Source organism: Ruegeria sp. YKSE079 (assembly GCF_059612845.1).
In genome coordinates, this window is sequence record NZ_JBXWRJ010000002.1 from 194,658 (window position 1) to 210,849 (window position 16,192).

Annotated in this window: 19 protein-coding genes; 8 read left to right on the top strand and 11 right to left on the bottom strand. The window is 60.0% G+C overall.

What is annotated here, in order from left to right:
* The 3 genes from AC2FMY_RS02535 to AC2FMY_RS02545 form a co-directional block, all read right to left on the bottom strand.
* Positions 1–642, bottom strand: coding sequence for a glutathione S-transferase family protein (locus AC2FMY_RS02535; RefSeq protein ID WP_496806937.1), 642 nt, complete (start codon positions 640–642; stop codon positions 1–3).
* Positions 643–646: 4 nt separating this feature from the next.
* Positions 647–2,131, bottom strand: a complete 1,485-nt coding sequence (gene xseA / locus AC2FMY_RS02540; RefSeq protein WP_496806938.1) for an exodeoxyribonuclease VII large subunit — start codon at positions 2,129–2,131, stop codon at positions 647–649.
* A 211-nt stretch (positions 2,132–2,342) separates the two neighbouring features.
* Positions 2,343–2,729, bottom strand: a complete 387-nt coding sequence (locus tag AC2FMY_RS02545) for a lysozyme inhibitor LprI family protein (protein ID WP_480748209.1) — start codon at positions 2,727–2,729, stop codon at positions 2,343–2,345.
* A 277-nt stretch (positions 2,730–3,006) separates the two neighbouring features.
* Between AC2FMY_RS02545 and purD the strand changes: the two genes are divergently transcribed.
* Positions 3,007–4,269: a phosphoribosylamine--glycine ligase gene (gene purD, locus AC2FMY_RS02550; RefSeq protein WP_496744722.1), complete on the top strand. Its 1,263-nt coding sequence runs from the start codon at positions 3,007–3,009 to the stop codon at positions 4,267–4,269.
* A gap of 69 nt (positions 4,270–4,338) precedes the next feature.
* On the opposite strand, the gene AC2FMY_RS02555 is transcribed toward purD, so the two are convergent.
* From AC2FMY_RS02555 to AC2FMY_RS02565, 3 genes are all read right to left on the bottom strand, one after another.
* Complete coding sequence (locus tag AC2FMY_RS02555) at positions 4,339–4,971, bottom strand: cytochrome P460 family protein (RefSeq protein WP_496744723.1); 633 nt, start codon at positions 4,969–4,971, stop codon at positions 4,339–4,341.
* Positions 4,972–5,172: 201 nt separating this feature from the next.
* The gene (locus AC2FMY_RS02560) at positions 5,173–5,919 is read right to left on the bottom strand and encodes an FG-GAP repeat domain-containing protein (RefSeq protein WP_496806939.1); all 747 of its coding nucleotides are present in this window, start codon (positions 5,917–5,919) and stop codon (positions 5,173–5,175) included.
* Positions 5,919–6,242 carry a 2Fe-2S iron-sulfur cluster-binding protein gene (locus AC2FMY_RS02565; RefSeq protein ID WP_496744727.1) on the bottom strand — a complete coding sequence of 108 codons (324 nt, stop codon included), beginning with the start codon at positions 6,240–6,242 and terminating at the stop codon, positions 5,919–5,921. The genes AC2FMY_RS02560 and AC2FMY_RS02565 overlap by 1 nt, the downstream gene beginning before the upstream one ends.
* A gap of 127 nt (positions 6,243–6,369) precedes the next feature.
* On the opposite strand from AC2FMY_RS02565, the gene AC2FMY_RS02570 reads away from it, so the two are divergent.
* On the top strand, positions 6,370–6,741 hold the full coding sequence (locus AC2FMY_RS02570) for an OB-fold nucleic acid binding domain-containing protein (protein WP_496744729.1): 372 nt from the start codon (positions 6,370–6,372) through the stop codon (positions 6,739–6,741).
* Positions 6,742–6,853: 112 nt separating this feature from the next.
* Here AC2FMY_RS02570 and AC2FMY_RS02575 read toward each other — a convergent pair whose 3' ends face one another.
* Both AC2FMY_RS02575 and AC2FMY_RS02580 read right to left on the bottom strand, forming a co-directional pair.
* The gene (locus tag AC2FMY_RS02575) at positions 6,854–7,564 is read right to left on the bottom strand and encodes an LrgB family protein (RefSeq protein ID WP_496806940.1); all 711 of its coding nucleotides are present in this window, start codon (positions 7,562–7,564) and stop codon (positions 6,854–6,856) included.
* Positions 7,561–7,917, bottom strand: coding sequence for a CidA/LrgA family protein (locus AC2FMY_RS02580; RefSeq protein WP_480748202.1), 357 nt, complete (start codon positions 7,915–7,917; stop codon positions 7,561–7,563). Before AC2FMY_RS02580 ends, AC2FMY_RS02575 begins: the two co-directional genes overlap by 4 nt.
* Before the next feature lie 131 nt (positions 7,918–8,048).
* On the opposite strand from AC2FMY_RS02580, the gene AC2FMY_RS02585 reads away from it, so the two are divergent.
* The 6 genes from AC2FMY_RS02585 to AC2FMY_RS02610 all read left to right on the top strand — a co-directional run bounded on the left by AC2FMY_RS02585 (position 8,049) and on the right by AC2FMY_RS02610 (position 13,219).
* On the top strand, positions 8,049–8,648 hold the full coding sequence (locus AC2FMY_RS02585) for a TetR/AcrR family transcriptional regulator (protein WP_496744733.1): 600 nt from the start codon (positions 8,049–8,051) through the stop codon (positions 8,646–8,648).
* Positions 8,649–8,968: 320 nt separating this feature from the next.
* The gene (locus AC2FMY_RS02590) at positions 8,969–9,607 is read left to right on the top strand and encodes a lysoplasmalogenase family protein (RefSeq protein ID WP_496806941.1); all 639 of its coding nucleotides are present in this window, start codon (positions 8,969–8,971) and stop codon (positions 9,605–9,607) included.
* A 58-nt stretch (positions 9,608–9,665) separates the two neighbouring features.
* Positions 9,666–10,817, top strand: coding sequence for a signal recognition particle-docking protein FtsY (ftsY, locus tag AC2FMY_RS02595; protein ID WP_496806942.1), 1,152 nt, complete (start codon positions 9,666–9,668; stop codon positions 10,815–10,817).
* 79 nt (positions 10,818–10,896) lie between these two features.
* Complete coding sequence (locus tag AC2FMY_RS02600; protein WP_496744735.1) at positions 10,897–11,799, top strand: EamA family transporter; 903 nt, start codon at positions 10,897–10,899, stop codon at positions 11,797–11,799.
* Positions 11,800–11,814: 15 nt separating this feature from the next.
* On the top strand, positions 11,815–12,420 hold the full coding sequence (locus AC2FMY_RS02605; protein ID WP_480748197.1) for an inner membrane-spanning protein YciB: 606 nt from the start codon (positions 11,815–11,817) through the stop codon (positions 12,418–12,420).
* 130 nt (positions 12,421–12,550) lie between these two features.
* The gene (locus AC2FMY_RS02610) at positions 12,551–13,219 is read left to right on the top strand and encodes a Crp/Fnr family transcriptional regulator (protein WP_480748196.1); all 669 of its coding nucleotides are present in this window, start codon (positions 12,551–12,553) and stop codon (positions 13,217–13,219) included.
* Between the two features lie 238 nt (positions 13,220–13,457).
* On the opposite strand, the gene AC2FMY_RS02615 is transcribed toward AC2FMY_RS02610, so the two are convergent.
* From AC2FMY_RS02615 to hflC, 3 genes are all read right to left on the bottom strand, one after another.
* Positions 13,458–14,888 (bottom strand): Do family serine endopeptidase, encoded by a 1,431-nt coding sequence (locus AC2FMY_RS02615; RefSeq protein WP_496744741.1) that lies wholly within the window; start codon positions 14,886–14,888, stop codon positions 13,458–13,460.
* A gap of 229 nt (positions 14,889–15,117) precedes the next feature.
* Entirely contained in the window at positions 15,118–15,312 is a 195-nt protein-coding gene (locus tag AC2FMY_RS02620; RefSeq protein WP_480748195.1) for a DUF2065 domain-containing protein, read from the bottom strand.
* Positions 15,312–16,190 carry a protease modulator HflC gene (hflC, locus tag AC2FMY_RS02625; RefSeq protein WP_480748194.1) on the bottom strand — a complete coding sequence of 293 codons (879 nt, stop codon included), beginning with the start codon at positions 16,188–16,190 and terminating at the stop codon, positions 15,312–15,314. Before hflC ends, AC2FMY_RS02620 begins: the two co-directional genes overlap by 1 nt.
* Positions 16,191–16,192 lie beyond the last annotated feature (2 nt).

Sequence of the window (16,192 nt, forward strand, 5' to 3'; positions counted from 1 at the left end):
TCAAGTTGCGCGCAAGTCGTCGTAGCTGATCATTACATGCTCGCGATAGGCAGGCCGCAACGTCAGATCGCGATAGTAGCGCTTTAGATTTAGTAAATCAGCGCGGTCAATTTCAATATCGTAGTAGCGGTAAAGGACATGGCCGAACTGGATATCCGCCAGTGTCAGGGATTCGCCGCCGAGAAACGCGTTGCTGGCCAACTGATGTTCGGCGATGACCAGTTTCTTTTCGACGGTTCGGACAGCGGTCTGAATGGCGTCCGGGTCTCGGTCGTTCCTGTTCGTGCGTACGACGCGCCAGAAAACAGGAACGGTAAACGCCATCGCGACGTTGATTTTGGCCCATTCGGCCCATTGGTCGATGGTCGCTCTGCGCAACGGGTCACTGGGCCAGAAGGTCTCGTTCCCGTATTTGGCGGCAAGATAACGGAGGATCGCGCCGGTTTCCCAGATCGGCATACCTTCGCCATCCTTCAGTACCGGGATGGTGCGGTTTGGATTCAGTGCAGTGAAACTGTCGGCGTCGAGGCCGCCGAACCGGTGCCCGAGATCATGGCGTTCAAAAGTAAGGCCAAGTTCGCCCACACACCACATCAGGGCCTGCACGTTCGAAGAAGTCCTGCGGCCCCAGATCGTCAACATCAGACTAGAACAAGCTGCCCTGATCGGGCGCGTCCGGCTTGGGTTTTCGCGCCGACGGTTTGACAGGCGACGCTCCGGTTGTCATGCGGCCATCCGCAAATTCGATTTCCAGAACGCTGTGCCGTGCGGCCTCGGCCTGGGTTGTGACCACGTCCCCATCGGCGCGTACGACCGCATATCCGCGCCCGAGCGTGGCCTTGTAGCTAAGGGTTTCGCGTAGCCGGTCAGTGGCGTCGAGCGTTTGGCGCAACCGATCGATGCGGGTTTTCTGCGCCGTGTTCAGGCGGTCGGACAAGCGAGTCAGGTCATCGCGGCGGCTTTTGAGTTCGCGTTCGATGGGGCGCAGCGACAGGCGCGATGCAAGGTTGTGCCACCGGTCACGGCGTGACGAGACGAAATTGCGCAGCGTGGATGGCCGCAGGTGCGCCGACATGTCCAGCAGCTTGACGCGCCGGTTCTGAACCCCCCGGATCAGGGCATTGGGCAGGCGTTCCGATACCTGATCCAGCCGCTGGCGGGGGGTGTCCAGCAACGTATCCGCACGCGGTAGTGCGCGCGACAGGTCCCGCAGCCTTTGAGCGCGGCGCTGTACCCCGTCCGTTGTCGCCCGCGACAGGCGGGCGCCCTGCTCGCCAGTCCAGGCCAAAAGCTCCATCCGCACGGGAACCGCCAATTCGGCGGCTGCGGTCGGGGTCGGCGCGCGGCGATCCGAAACATAGTCGATCAGGGTGGTGTCGGTTTCATGCCCAACCGCCGAGATCAGCGGGATGTCCGACGCAGCGGCGGCGCGGGCGACGATTTCCTCGTTGAAGCCCCAAAGGTCTTCGATCGATCCACCGCCACGGGCCACAATGATAAGATCGGGCCGAGGCAACGCGCCGCCGGACCCCAGTTGGTTGAACCCCTTGATGGCGCGAGCAACCTCGGGGGCGCAGTTGGCACCCTGCACCGCGACCGGCCAGATCAGCACCTTGCGTGGAAACCGGTCGCGCAGCCGGTGCAGGATGTCGCGGATCACCGCCCCCTGCGGCGAAGTGATCACCCCGATGATCTGCGGCAGATAGGGAAGCGGCTTCTTGCGCTCGGGTGCGAACAGCCCTTCGGCGTCGAGCTGCTTTTTGCGCTTTTCCAACAGCGCCATCAGCGCGCCCTGGCCCGCGACGGCGACCTCGTCGACATTCAGGTTGTATTTTGATTGAGCACCGAATGCGGTCAGGCGGCCGGTCACGACCACTTCCAGACCCTCTTCGGGGACCACCGATAACCCGGCAACCTGCCCTTTCCATGTGGTGCAGGCCAGTACGTTGCGGTCGTCCTTGATGTCGTAATAAAGATGCCCCGAGCGGGCCTGAAATACGCGCCCGACCTCGCCCCGTACCCGGATGCGGCCAAAGCTGCTTTCCAGCGCGCGCTTCACCTCGCCCGAGATCTCGGAGACGGTGAATTCGGGCATGTTCTGGCCCGGTTGGGGGTCGTCGAGAAGGTCCATGTCAGTGTCCTGATTTGCCTGTCGGGCCAGATTAGACGGGTCGGCGGAGAAGGCCAAGCGGATCCCGAGACAGAGGCGTTTTGACCGTTTTGTACTGGGGCACGGAGGGGGATTGACCGTTTTGTACGTCGGTTGCTGGCGGCGATGGTGGCGATATCGGAAGGATCGGAGGTGGGCAGACTGCCCACCCTACGGGGCCTGTCCTCTGGGGTTATTGGGTGTAGCGCATCAGGTCGCTGGCACGGTCGCGGCCAAGTTCGATCCGGCAGGAGTTGATCCCGATGCCGGTCCCCGAGCCACCGCCGAAGGTTGCGCCGACATATGCGCAATGGGCATCGCGATAGCTCGCCCAGGCGTCTTGCGAGGCGGTCAGTGCCGGGGTGGCGACCTTGCGGCCGGTCACATCGTCTAGCTCTTGCGCGGCGGCCATGGCGAAGCCGAGATAGAGCTCGACACTCGCATCGACCCGGTCCAGCGTGTCCGCCACGCAGGCGCCGGTCTCGACCTGGCTGCCGCCGCCGCATTCAGTGGCGGGATCGGCAGAGGCGAAAGATGAAAGAAAATATACCAGAACGATCGGTGCGGCGAGTTTCTGCATGGTGGGTCCTCTATGTGTGCCTGGGTCCAGGTTAGCGGGTTAAGGGCCTGCTGTCTTGGGGTCATGGGGCGACGATGGACACCGGGGAAACAGGAGAGGTGCGGTGGGCAGGCTGCCCACCCTGCGGGTGCTCATCTCCGGGATCGTGTGACGTTGCCGCCGTCTTTGGCGCTGGCGCGTCCCGAGCGGGCGGGTGTGCGCTTCGGTCCGGGTTGTTTCGCACGAAGGTTCGCCCTAGAAGGCGCGGGACAGGGTCAGGCAGAGCGGAGCGCGTCTTATGAACATCCTCATTCTTGGCAGCGGCGGGCGCGAACATGCGCTGGCCTGGGCGGTGATGCAAAACCCCAAATGCGACAAGCTGATCGTGGCGCCCGGCAATGCGGGGATCGCGAAGATCGCCGATTGTGCCACGCTGGACATCATGGATGGCGGTGCGGTGGTGAGCTTTGCCGAGGAGAACGCCATCGATTTCGTCATAGTGGGTCCCGAGGCACCGCTGGCCGTGGGTGTTGCCGACCGGCTGCGCGAGGCGGGCATTCTGGTCTTTGGCCCTTCCGAGGCGGCGGCGCGGCTGGAGGCGTCGAAAAGCTTTACCAAGGAGATCTGCGATGCGGCGGGCGCGCCCACCGCAGCCTATGCCCGGTTCACGCAGGTTGAACCTGCCGTTGCCTATATCCACCAGCAGGGCGCGCCGATCGTGGTCAAGGCCGACGGGCTGGCCGCCGGCAAGGGCGTGATCGTGGCGATGGATGAGGACACGGCTGTCGCGGCGGTCGAGGACATGCTGGGCGGCGCCTTTGGCGGCGCCGGCGCCGAAGTGGTGATCGAAGAGTTCATGGAGGGCGAGGAAGCCTCGCTCTTTGTGCTGTGCGACGGCGCCGACATCCTGTCCATCGGCACCGCGCAGGATCACAAGCGCGTCGGCGACGGTGATACCGGCCCGAACACCGGCGGCATGGGTGCATATTCCCCTGCTCCGGTCCTGAGTGCCGAGGTCGAGGCCCGTGCGATGGAAGAGATCGTGCGCCCGACCATGGCCGAAATGGCCCGCCGGGGCATGCCGTTTCAGGGTATTCTCTATGCCGGTTTGATGATCAAGGACGGCCAGCCGAAACTGGTGGAATACAACGTCCGCTTTGGCGACCCGGAATGCCAGGTGCTGATGATGCGGCTGGGGGCGCAGGCGATGGACCTGATGCACGCGGCCGCCGAGGGACGATTGGCCCAGGCTCGGGTGAACTGGGGAGACGATCACGCGCTCACCATAGTGTTGGCGGCCGAAGGCTATCCGGGTTCTTACGAGAAAGGCACGGTGATCCGAGGGTTGGAGGATCTGCCCGAAGACAGCATGAACATGGTTTTTCACGCCGGAACGACCGAAAAGGATGGCGCCGTTACGGCAACCGGGGGTCGTGTGTTGAACGTGACCGCGCGCGGGTCGTCGCTGCAGGAAGCCCGAGACCGTGCTTATGCCATGGCAGGGGCGATTGACTGGCCCGAAGGGTTTTATCGACGCGATATCGGCTGGCGGGCGCTCTGAGCCGCCAGCGGCAGGCTCGCGCGCCCTGACGTCGTATCAAAGATGCGCCATAGGCCTTGGGCCTAGCGGTCAGGGTTGATTTCCAACCCGGTATTCTTCTGGAACAAAGAAGGTGAAATCGCGATCCGCCACCGATATGTGGCAATCGTGGCAGTAAGCCACAGCGGCACTGCGGTCACCCGTGGTGTCGCCAAACAGCGATCCATCCGGCATCACCATGACATATCTCCAGTCCCCTGTCGCAGGGCTTTCGCCTTTGGGCAGTTTTTCCATGACGAACAGCGCACCGGGGAAAATGCGGTCTTCGGTGGTGACGGTCATGCTGTCTTTAGCCAGTACCGACCCGGCAGGCAGCGCCTCACCGCTTGTCAGCGTCCCGTAGTCGCCCGCGATCTCGTTGGCGTAGCTGTTTACAAACCGTTGTCCATGTGTCGCGGACACGAAGGGTGCGTCATTGTATTTGGGCCACCTCTGATAGTTCTCGATAATGTCGAGTCGCGAAGCGCCGTATCCCATTTCCATGCGCTTCATGAGGCCCAGATAAACCTGTTCCGCCTCGTCCTTGGACAGCTCTGCCGGGTTTTCGATTGCGAGATGGGCATCCTGACTTTCAGACTGCGCAACCGCAGTAGATATCGCCAACCCGGAAATCAGGCAGATCGAACTGAAACTTACATATGGATGTCTGGCGCTTTTTTTCATTCTGACGATCCAACCAAGCAAAAGGTAACATAAGCCACTGTAACGTGTCTTCACTATCGTGAGAGTTTCGCCGGCATCGGATTTTCCTTCCTGTCGACCGAAATGCGCACGTGACCCATTGGCCAGGAGCAGTTGGCAACTGACCTGCCCCACGGTTGCCGAAACGATAGTGCAACACAAGGTCGGAGACTGTGAATTGGGTTACTTGCAGCTTATTGCGCGGTTGATATTGGCCTTGCTGAAGGGAGCAAGATCATCGCGCACCCAATCACCATCGTGGCGGACCGAGATAATTCGCTGCCAGCCTGCATCGGCCAGGATCATCTCTGGGCCAGACCCGCAATCGCGCAACCCGCCTGAAATGAAATCCTCGCCGATGCGGTGATTGGTGAGGCCGGGCAGGCTGGCGACCTCTTCCAGCATACCGTCGCGATAACGCCAGATGCGCAGGGTTTTGGCCAGGTGAGGACGGTCGATATAGGCGATCTCGACATGTCCGTCGCCGTCCAGGTCGGCGGCGCCGATTGGGGCGAGCCAGCGAAAGCGGGTACCGATATTTGGCGTTGCCGCCAGATAGTCGGGTTTTCCGTTGCTCAGCCCTATGATCAGCAGGCGCGCGCCGTAGTTCTGATGGCTTTCGACGACGACCACTTCGGGTTCACCATCGCCGGTCACGTCCCAAAGGCGCGGTTCGATATCTTCGAAAACCGTTTCCGGCTGAGCATCGATTTCGTATGTCACGCTCAGATGGCCGGTCAGGAGCGATCCTTCGGATCCTCGCTGTCGCTTGACCGTGACTTGAATGGCGCCCCATTCCTGGTTGTCGCCCAGAACACCGTGCGGATAGGCCGTGGTAGGCAGGGTATACGTGGCGTCCGAGATGACCTGCGCCTGTACAGGCAAAAACGGCCACAGCGCCAGAATCGCTGCTGCGGCCGAAATGCGCATCAGATCTGCTTTTCCGGCATCTGCACGACCAGACCGTCCAGCGCGTCGGTGACCTTGATCTGGCAGGTCAGGCGCGAACGGGCCGGATCGGGTTCATAGGCAAAATCCAGCATGTCCTCTTCCATGTCGTCCTTGGCCGGGATTTTCTCGACCCAGTCGGGATGAACATAGACGTGACAGGTCGAACAGGCGCAGGCGCCGCCGCAATCGGCTTCGATGCCCGGGATATTGTTGTCGCGGGCGCCTTCCATCACGGTCAGCCCGTTGGCGACCTCGACGGTGTGCTCGGTGCCGCCATGCTCGATATAGGTGATCTTTGCCATTGCTCGCGTCTTCCTTCTGCGATGTTCCGAACCTTCCTTAGTCAAGCCCTTTAGACGTTTCCACCCTCATTTGCGACCCCTCGCGGCGCGTCTGGACTTTCCTTGCACATGTTCTATTTTTGTTCCCATGATCGTTCTATCCGCTTCCAAGGCGTCCCTTGCCCATGACTGGCCGCGCCCGCCTGCCTGTCTGCCCGCTGCCCGGCTGGACGACCCGCCCGAAGGCGCGCGGGTGACGGTGGCGGGGCTGGTGATCCTGCGGCAGCGACCGGGCACGGCCAAGGGCGTCATCTTTGTTACGCTCGAGGACGAGACCGGCGTGGTGAATATAGTGGTCTGGCGCAAGATCTATGAACAGTTCCGCCGCGCGGTCATCTCGGGGCGGCTGCTGCGGGTGACGGGCCGGATGCAACGGGCGCATTCGGTAACCCACGTGATCGCCGAGGAGGTCGAGGATATCTCGGGCATGCTGGATCTATTGGTGCGAGGGGATGGGTAGGTTCGTTTTGCCGGACGAAGTGAACTTTCGCTGCGGCAGTACGAGTGTCGGCTTCCTGACCCACGACAGACCCGTGTGAATGATGTCGTGGGTGATGCGATAGCGTCATTACCTATTGTGCTGCAATCTCCAGCGCAAGCGGGACGAACAGCATGGTAAGAAGGGCGTTCAGGATCATACCAAGACTTGCAAATGCCCCGGCCGTTTCGGACATCTGGAAAGCACGCGCTGTGCCGATTGCATGCGAAGCTACCCCAAGCGCGAAGCCTTTCGCACGGTCGTCGGTGATCCGGCAGGCATCCAGAATAGATGGTCCGAACGCAGCGCCGAAGATACCTGTCGAGATCACAATGACCGCAGTGAGACCGGGAATGCCGCCTTGTTTGACGACGATCTCGACAGCGACCGCCGTCGTCGCGGACTTGGGGGCCAATGTCGCGAGTAAAATATCTCCCGCATCGTCGAAGAACGGGTAGATCAGAGCGCTTCCAAGAGCGACGAGCGAACCCGTCAACAGCGCTATACCTATAGGCAAACCAGCCTGCCGGATCAGACCAAACTGGCGAAAGAGCGGAACCGCCAGAAGGACGATCAGAAGCGAGAGAGTCGCATCTATTGGCTCCGCTTTCTGGAGGTAGTTGCCGTAGGGTATTTCAAGCACGAGCAGGACTGCCGCGACGAGGCATGTGGCGACCAGAACCGGGTTCAGAAACGCCGAGCGCCCAGAAACTTGCCAAAGCGCGTCGGCGGCACCGTATGCAGCGATTGTAATGCCGATTGCAAACAGCGGTTGAGCAAGGGCCAGGTCCAGAAGCTCGGTCATACGCGTGCCTCCCCGACGACACGTCTGAGAAGACATTGGAAGACAATTCCAGTTGCAACAAGTGTCGCCGCCGTTCCGGCAACGATTGCGATGGCAATGTAGACCCATGACGCGAACAGCATATCGAGGCTTGCCACCACACCGACAGCCGCGGGCACAAAGAACAGGGGAAAGTACGGAGCGGCAAAGTCAAACAGCTCTTCGGATCCTGGGTCCGGCCCGCCCCGCACGGTGAATATCATCGTGAGCATGGCCAACCCGAGGGCCGCTCCGGGAAAAGGAAGAGAATATTGCTCGGAAATCACGTCACCAAGAACAAGAAGACAGATGATGATTGCGGCTGAACGGACCATTGAAAGAACCTTGCTTCAATAGGCGGTTCTAAGGACCATCCATGACTGAACCTGGGAGAGCCGCCTCGCGATGACTTGAGGATGCCAGAATTGTTGGTGTTTTAGGTTTACTCATCGGTATACTTTGGAGCATGCCCAGAGACTCCTTTGAAACCCGCGAACGTATCCTGAAGTACGCATTTGCCGCCTTCTATCGTGAAGGCTATGAACGATCGAGTGTCGACGCTATTGCGAAGGCGGCAGGGGTCACGAAGCGAACTCTCTACAATCACTTTCCGTCGAAAGACGATTTGATTGCCGAGGTGATGTTGGCACAAGTTGAGCTTGCGGAACGAAACATCCAGCGATGGTTCCGGTCCAAGCCCAAGACAACAAAGGACGTGATCCGCACCATATTCGGTGAACTGCGCAAATGGTCGAGCTCTCCGGATTGGAGAGGGTCGGGCTTCAGCCGCGCGGCGATGGAACTCGCGTGGGCGCCTGGACACCCCGTCAGGCAAGCCGCGATTGCGCAAAAAACCATTTTGCAGAACTCCCTGACCAAGGCATTGTCCAGGGTCGGCAATCCGAATCCCGAGAAGCTTGCCGCTACACTGGTCGTTCTCTTTGAGGGAGCAATGGTCATGCGCCTGATTCATGGAGAGCAGAACTGGATCGATATTGCCGAAGACTCGGCACACGCCATCTCTCTCGACCAAGGCACAGGTCGTTGCGCCCTGACAGGAAACTGAAAAGCACCGCGCATGAAGTGACCTGGATTGCGAAATCAGACACGGTCAATCACCTGATTGCCAAGTACCCGACGGACTGAAAGCGTTCATTGGAGCGGCGCGCAGCATCTGTCAAAATGGGCTCAAAACAGTCCAAGTCAGACTTCGTTGCACAAACATAAACCGTTGCACCAATTTACCGCTGATAACCCTTCACGACGCGGCACACTGCGCAAAATCGACACTGATCGACCCGAATAACTTCGCGTCACCCCCGCTCTTTCCGGTTGAACCGCGCGCCGGGATTTGCCTCTCTGACCGGAACGACGAGGAACACATACATGCCGCACCTCCTGTTCTGGATCGCCGCCGCCTGCGCGTTGGTCTATCTGCCGATGACGACCAGCCCCGCGAGCGGTGTCCGAACCGTCCTCAAGACCGCCTCGGTGGCGGGGCTGGCACTGTTGGCCCTGATCCTTGGCGCACCTCAGCTGCTGATCGCGGCGCTTGCGCTTTGTGCACTGGGTGATGCCTTGCTGTCGCGCGAAACGGATGCGACCTTCATGACCGGTATCGGCGCTTTTGCAGCCGGGCATCTGGCCTATATCGCGCTTTTCCTGACCCATCCTGCAACCGACGTGGCCCGGATCATGAACAGCCCCGGCATCGTCTGGACGCTGGTGCTGTTGGGTATCGTAATGGCCACCCTGCTTGCCCCCCGTGCAGGTGATCTGAAGGGTCCGGTTCTGTCCTATATCCCGATCATCCTCGGCATGGGCATCTCCGTTCTGGCCCTGCCCAACACCGGTGCCCTGCGCCTGGCCCTGCCCGCCGCGCTGGCCTTCATCGCCTCGGACCTCATTCTGGCCACGGAAAAGTTCCTGCTGCCCAAGGATCACCCGGCGCTGAAGGCAACGCCCTATCTGGTCTGGCCGCTCTACTGGGGGGCACAGGCCGGATTTGTCACAGCCTTCGTCTGACCCTTTGCAACCGCCGCCAATCCGCATTAGGTGAAAGGAACACCTGCGGAGACCAAAGATGGCGTTTTTATCCAAGCTCAAGGACCGGCTGTTCAAATCCTCCTCGCGGCTCGAACAGGGGCTGGACGCGATTGTCGAGGACGGCGGCGAAGAAACGCCCGACCCGGTGATCCCCGAACCCGAGCCTGAGCCTGAGCAGCAACCGGTTCCCGAAGTGCCGGAACCTGCCCCGATACCGCAACCGGTCGAAACGCCCGCGCCGATGCCCGCCGATCCTGTCCCCGCGCCGCCGCCGCCCGAGGACCCGGCGCCCGAGACGCAAAAAGGGCTGCTGGGCCGACTTTTTTCGCGCGGATCAGACCGCACGGTGGTACGCCGTACGCTTGACGACGACATGCTGGAACAGCTCGAAGAGTTGTTGATCGCTTCGGATATGGGCGTCGATACCGCCCTGCGTGTCACCGCCAATATGGCCGAAGGGCGGTTCGGGAAAAAGCTCTCGACCCATGAAATCAAGATGCTGCTTGCCCAGGAGGTTACCCGCATCATGGAGCCGGTGGCCCGACCCATGCCGATCTATCCGAAACGCCCGCAGGTGGTTCTGGTGGTGGGCGTCAACGGATCGGGCAAGACCACCACCATAGGCAAGCTCGCCAGCCAGTTCAAATCCGCCGGAAAGAAGGTGGTGATCGCCGCCGGCGACACTTTCCGCGCCGCCGCCGTGGAACAGCTCCAGGTTTGGGGCGAACGCGCCGGTGTGCCGGTCCTGACCGCGCCCGAAGGCTCCGACCCTGCCAGCCTCGCCTTCGACGCGATGACAAAGGCACAGGAGGACGGCGCCGACCTTCTGATGATCGACACCGCGGGCCGGTTGCAGAACCGCGCCGACCTGATGGAGGAACTGGCCAAGATCGTTCGAGTGATCCGCAAAAAGGACGACACCGCCCCTCACAATACGCTGCTGGTGCTTGACGCCACCACCGGCCAGAATGCGTTGAGCCAGGTCGAAACCTTCCAGAAACTCGCGGATGTCTCGGGGCTGGTGATGACCAAGCTCGACGGCACCGCCAAGGGCGGCGTTCTGGTGGCGCTGGCCGACAAGTTTGGCCTTCCAATCCACGCCATCGGGGTCGGAGAACAGATCGACGACCTCTCGCCGTTTGACCCCGAAGATTTCGCCGCCGCCCTAACCGGCCTCGCCCGGACCTGAACTTCATCTTTTTGAAAATACTCCCGGGGGTCCGGGGGCAGGTAGCCCCCGGCCATACCGCCCTGCGAAAGGTCAACGTTTGAGCGATTGGCTCATCTCACTCGAAGGCACCGAAGCCGGTCATCAACTGGCCCTTGGGCTGGCGCTGATGGCTGCCTTTTTGCATGCGGTGTTCGGCGCGCTTCAAAAAGGCCGCCACGACCCGTGGCTGTCACGTGGGGCGATCGACGCCTCCTATTGCCTCATGGCGGCACCATTTGCGTTTTTCGTCGTGCCCTGGCCCGAGCCGCACATGTGGCCGATCTTTGCCACGGCCTGGTTCATCCACATTCTCTACAAGGTCTTTCAGGCGATGGCCTATACCAAGGGATCTTATACCGTGGTCTACCCGGTGGTGCGGGGCACCGGGCCGCTGTTTACGGTGATCGGTGCCTATTTGTTGTTCGGCGAAGTGTTTTCGCCGCTGCAATGGCTGGGAGTCGCGGTGCTGCTTTCGGGCATCTTCGGGCTTGCCGCCTATAACCTGCGCTATCTTGAGACCAACCGCGAGACGTTGGCCGTGGCACTGGCTCTGGCGGTTACTACAGGTCTTTTCGTGGCGCTTTACACCACCTACGACGCCTATGGCATCCGCGCGACCGCCGACCCGTTCACTTTCCTGGCCTGGTTCTTCATGATCGACGGATGCACCATGCCGATCTACTCCTTTCTCAGGTGGCGCGCGATGATCCACCGCCCCGCCCCCGGCCCCTTGATGCTGCGCGGCTTTGCAGGCGGTATCATCGCGTTTTTGTCATTCGGAGCGATCATGCTGGCCACCAGGCTCGACAAGGTGGGCGAGGCGGCGGTATTGCGGGAGACTTCCACTGTTTTTGCAGCGTTGATCGGCTGGCTGGTCCTGAAAGAGACAGTTGGACCTCGTCGAATTGCCCTGATGGCATTGATTGCCGCGGGCGCTGTGATAGTTGAGATGGGTGGCTGAGCAACAGGACTGGCAATGGCAGAGAAAAAAGACATCAACCCGCTTTTGAAACAGGTGCTGGAACTAGGGCCGCCTCTGGCGTTCTTTTTCATCTATCTGCGCCTGCGGGATGACAGTTTCCTGATCGGCGGGACCGAGTATTCCGGCTTTATCGTTGCCACCATACTGTTCGTGCCACTGATGTTGGCCGCAATGGGTGTACTTTGGTATCTCACCGGCAAGCTCAGCCGGATGCAGATATTTACCGCTTTCATGGTGATCTTCTTTGGCGGGCTGACCGCTTGGTTCAATGACGAGCGATTCTTCAAAATGAAGACGACACTGGTCTACGGTTTTTTCTCGGCCACGTTGGGCATCGGTCTTTTGCAGGGAAAATCCTACCTGGCTTATATCCTCAACGAGATGATCCCCATGCGCACCGAAGGCTGGATGATCCTGACCCGCCGTCTGTGCGCAGGTTTTGCCGGTCTGGCCATTGCCAACGAACTGGTCTGGCGCACCATGTCGACCGACCTTTGGGTAAAGATCGAAACCTTTGGCTTTCCGCTGGCCCTGATGGCGTTTCTGATGATGCAGTTCAACCTGTTGCAGAATTATATGGACGACCCGGACAGCAATTGAGGCGCCACCCTTACGGCGTCATCACGCGATGGTGAGGAACACCTCCCCGTCGGATAAAACACTTGGTTTACGGCCAAACCTGTGAAAAATAGCTGACCACACTCACTCACACAGGGGGCAAGTCCCTTTCATGACAGCATTTCCTGACACCGGGTTTCTGTCCGACGCGTCTGATCGGCTCAAGGCGATGCTTTCGGCCCAGGCATCGGAAATCGTTCTTGACCGGGGCGATATCCTGTTCGAGCAGGGCGACGACGGCGATGCACTTTACGCCATTCTCTCTGGTACACTCGAAGTTTCCTACCTGTCGATGAACGGGCGCAAGCTGACCCTGGATCTTATGCGGCCAGGCGAGGTGTTCGGCGAGATCGCCCTGTTCGATCCCGGCCCTCGCACAGCGACCGTGTCGGCGGCTGAACCGTCGCGGGTTCTGCGCGTGCGCAGCAGTGATGTGCTGGATCAAATCAAGACACATCCCGAACTTGCGGTGGACATGATCCGTCTTGCGGGTCTTCGCATGCGTTGGATGAATTCTCAGCTGAACGAACAGGTGTTCTTGCCGATGCCTATCCGACTGGCCCGCAAACTGCAGCATCTCGCCCATCTGCAGAACGACCCCAACAAAATGCTCGCCCTGTCGCAAAGCGAGTTGGCCGAATTCGTGGGCGCCACGCGCGAGGCGGTCTCAAAAACTCTGTCCAGCTGGAAGAAAGAAGGCATTGTCGAGGCAACCCGCGGCGGATTACGCATCCGGGATTTCGAGGCGCTTGGCGATCTGGCGGAATCCGATCTAATTTGATTTTTCGCCGTACGGTGTGATCCGGTTCACATACGGAAAATCATGCCCAGCATATACAGATTATGGTTACCGTACCGAGACCGGAAGATCATCCCCAATGTCTGTCCGTACCGGTCTCTCCCTGTAACAGAGCCATATGCTTCGGCATATGGCTCTTTCCTTTTGCGCTTTTCCCAGATCGGGAGACGACACAAAAAGGGCCGGGCAAAACCCGGCCGTTTTCTAAACTATAAAGCGATCAGTCGGCGAGGCTCAGCGCCACGAATCTGGGCTCACCACCACGACGCACCAGAAGCAGCAGGGACTTGCGCCCCGCCTCTTTTGCTTCGTCGATCCGCGCGTCCAGATCGGCAAGCGACGTGACTTTCTGCTGTCCGGCCTCGGTGATCAGGTCACCTGCTCGCAATCCTTTTTCAAAAGCTTCCGACGCATCGTCAACATTGGTCACCACAAGTCCTGATGCGTCCGCATCAAGTCCCAGATCCTCACGCATCTTGTCCGTCAAGGGCATCACGGTTAGCCCGAGAATATCTTTCTCCTCGACAGACGATGGCGCTTCGGAGGATGAGGACTCTCCGTTTTCCTGACGTTCGGCATCCTCGCGGCGGCCGAGCGTCACCAGAACAGTCTGGGTCGCACCATCGCGATACACCACAACGCGAACGGATTTTCCAACAGTCGTTTCGCCTACCTGCCGAACCAGCGCCCGAGTATCCTCGACCTCGACGCCATCGAAATTGACGATCACGTCCCCTGCCAGCAATCCGGCTTCTTTCGCGGGACCGTCCGGCACATCGCTGATCAGCGCGCCGCCGGGCTTGTCCAGCCCCATCGCTTCCGCCATGTCCTCGGTCACGTCCTGAATGCGCACGCCCAGCCAGCCGCGCCGGGTTTCACCGAATTCGCGCAACTGGTCGACCACCTTGACCACCACGTTGGACGCCATGGAAAACCCAATCCCGATTGAACCACCATTGGGCGACAGGATCGCAGTGTTCACGCCGATCACCTCGCCGTCCATGTTGAAGAGCGGCCCACCCGAATTGCCACGGTTGATCGCCGCATCGGTCTGGATGTAGTCGTCATAGGAACCGCTGAGCGCCCGGTTTCGGGCCGAGACAATCCCCGCGGACACGGAAAAGCCCTGCCCCAGCGGATTACCCATCGCCACCACCCAATCACCTACGCGGGCGGTGTCGCTGTCACCGAACTTGACAAACTTCAAGGGGCCTTTCGCCTCGACCTTCAACAAGGCGATATCGGTTTTCTCGTCTGTTCCAATCACCTTTGCAGGAAGGTCCTGCGGCGGCTGACCATCGCCGGGAAAGAACTCGATCAGAATCTCGTCGGCCTCGGCAATTACGTGGTTGTTGGTGACAATATAGCCATCCTCGGAGATCACGAACCCAGATCCCAGAGCATTGCTGCGGCGTGGGCGGTTACCGTTATCGCCATTGCGGTCCTGGAACTCACGAAAGAAATCCTCGAAAGGAGAGCCTTCGGGCACGATGCCCTGCGGGCCGGTCTGACTTTCGATCAGGGTGGTGGTGGTGATGTTGACGACCGCCGGGCTCACCAGATCGGCCAGTGGTGCCAGGCTTTCCTGTTTTGCCAGCGCCGATACCGCCTGCGCCAGCACAAGGAGCGTCGCCAGGAACGCCAGCCACATGAGTCTGACCTTGATCAGGGTATCGTCTTTCCTAAGGGAAATACTGCGTGCTTTCGCCTGCACTGGAGGTCTCCTTGTCACCGCTTTATCCGGCCGCCCCATGGGCAGCCCGTTCTTACTGTCCAATGTAGTCAGTTTGTTTCCGCCCGCAACTCGGGAAAGCAAGGAAATCACCGCCAGTTGAGCCATTATCAGCCAACCGTTCACCTTTACCCAGGTTGGGCGGGTCTCAGTACCCGATCTGTTGCGCGGCCCACAGCAGAATGAACCCCGTAACGACACATAGCAGACCGACATTTCGGCGTGCGCTTTCCGGCAACGTGCGCAGCATCTCTAGCATTCGCTCGATAAGCGAAGGGGCCAGCGCATAGGCCAGCCCCTCGACAATCAACACCAGCCCAAGGGCCAGAAGGACCATGCCCATTACTGAACGGCCTTACCGGTGGGCGATTTCAGATAGTTGAAGAACTCCGAATCCGGGCTCAGAACCATCGAGCTGTTGCCACCTTGCAAGGCGCGTTCATAGGCCGACAGGGAGCGGTAAAACTCGAAGAATTCCGGGTCCTTTCCATAAGCTTCGGCAAAAATGCCGTTGCGCTCTGCGTCGGCCTCACCACGGATGATTTCAGATTCGCGGCGCGCATCCGAGACCAGTTCCACCACAGTCCGATCTGCCTGCGCGCGAATACGCTGCGCTGCTTCTTCACCGCGCGCCACTTCGTCGGCAGCTTCGCGTTCACGCTCGGCGCGCATCCGGGCAAAGGTGGCTTCCAGGTTGGCCTGTGGCAAGTCGGTGCGTTTCAAACGCACGTCGATCACTTCGAGACCCAGATCCTGCGCCTCAAAAATGGCACCGTTTCGAATGCGTAGCATCAGTGCGGCACGGTCTGAACTCAGGATATCGTTCGAACTGACCGAACCCAGAACCTCGCGCGTCTTGGCCCGCAGGATCGAATCGAGACGCGATTCCGCAGTGGCAATGCCGCCGGCACCAACCGCCTGACGGAATTGGCGCACATCAGCAATGCGATACCTGGCAAAGGCATCGACCACCAGGCGACGGTCGTCGAGCGGCGTGACTTCAAGCGGTCCGACCTCGCGGCTCAGGATCCGGTCGTCATAGCGAACAACTTCCTGAATGAGCGGGATCTTGAAGGCCAGCCCCGGTTCTTCCTTGACATCGATCACCCGACCGAATTGCAGCACCAGCGCCTTTTGGCGCTCGTCCACGATGAAGATCGAAGACAGAACCAGAACGACAGCGATCACCAGAACGGGAAGTATGAAGGTTGATTTTCGCATCA

What these genes read in the sequence shown, in the direction of transcription:
- AC2FMY_RS02535 (WP_496806937.1), bottom strand. Translation starts at nt 642, where the DNA reads ATGTTGACGATCTGGGGCCGCAGGACTTCTTCGAACGTGCAGGCCCTG.
- purD (WP_496744722.1), top strand. Translation starts at nt 3,007, where the DNA reads ATGAACATCCTCATTCTTGGCAGCGGCGGGCGCGAACATGCGCTGGCC.
- AC2FMY_RS02610 (WP_480748196.1), top strand. Translation starts at nt 12,551, where the DNA reads ATGACAGCATTTCCTGACACCGGGTTTCTGTCCGACGCGTCTGATCGG.
- AC2FMY_RS02580 (WP_480748202.1), bottom strand. Translation starts at nt 7,917, where the DNA reads ATGGTCCGTTCAGCCGCAATCATCATCTGTCTTCTTGTTCTTGGTGAC.
- AC2FMY_RS02555 (WP_496744723.1), bottom strand. Translation starts at nt 4,971, where the DNA reads ATGAAAAAAAGCGCCAGACATCCATATGTAAGTTTCAGTTCGATCTGC.
- xseA (WP_496806938.1), bottom strand. Translation starts at nt 2,131, where the DNA reads ATGGACCTTCTCGACGACCCCCAACCGGGCCAGAACATGCCCGAATTC.
- hflC (WP_480748194.1), bottom strand. Translation starts at nt 16,190, where the DNA reads ATGCGAAAATCAACCTTCATACTTCCCGTTCTGGTGATCGCTGTCGTT.
- AC2FMY_RS02585 (WP_496744733.1), top strand. Translation starts at nt 8,049, where the DNA reads ATGCCCAGAGACTCCTTTGAAACCCGCGAACGTATCCTGAAGTACGCA.
- AC2FMY_RS02605 (WP_480748197.1), top strand. Translation starts at nt 11,815, where the DNA reads ATGGCAGAGAAAAAAGACATCAACCCGCTTTTGAAACAGGTGCTGGAA.
- AC2FMY_RS02615 (WP_496744741.1), bottom strand. Translation starts at nt 14,888, where the DNA reads ATGTGGCTGGCGTTCCTGGCGACGCTCCTTGTGCTGGCGCAGGCGGTA.
- ftsY (WP_496806942.1), top strand. Translation starts at nt 9,666, where the DNA reads ATGGCGTTTTTATCCAAGCTCAAGGACCGGCTGTTCAAATCCTCCTCG.
- AC2FMY_RS02620 (WP_480748195.1), bottom strand. Translation starts at nt 15,312, where the DNA reads ATGGGCATGGTCCTTCTGGCCCTTGGGCTGGTGTTGATTGTCGAGGGG.
- AC2FMY_RS02570 (WP_496744729.1), top strand. Translation starts at nt 6,370, where the DNA reads ATGATCGTTCTATCCGCTTCCAAGGCGTCCCTTGCCCATGACTGGCCG.
- AC2FMY_RS02590 (WP_496806941.1), top strand. Translation starts at nt 8,969, where the DNA reads ATGCCGCACCTCCTGTTCTGGATCGCCGCCGCCTGCGCGTTGGTCTAT.
- AC2FMY_RS02545 (WP_480748209.1), bottom strand. Translation starts at nt 2,729, where the DNA reads ATGCAGAAACTCGCCGCACCGATCGTTCTGGTATATTTTCTTTCATCT.
- AC2FMY_RS02565 (WP_496744727.1), bottom strand. Translation starts at nt 6,242, where the DNA reads ATGGCAAAGATCACCTATATCGAGCATGGCGGCACCGAGCACACCGTC.
- AC2FMY_RS02575 (WP_496806940.1), bottom strand. Translation starts at nt 7,564, where the DNA reads ATGACCGAGCTTCTGGACCTGGCCCTTGCTCAACCGCTGTTTGCAATC.
- AC2FMY_RS02560 (WP_496806939.1), bottom strand. Translation starts at nt 5,919, where the DNA reads ATGCGCATTTCGGCCGCAGCAGCGATTCTGGCGCTGTGGCCGTTTTTG.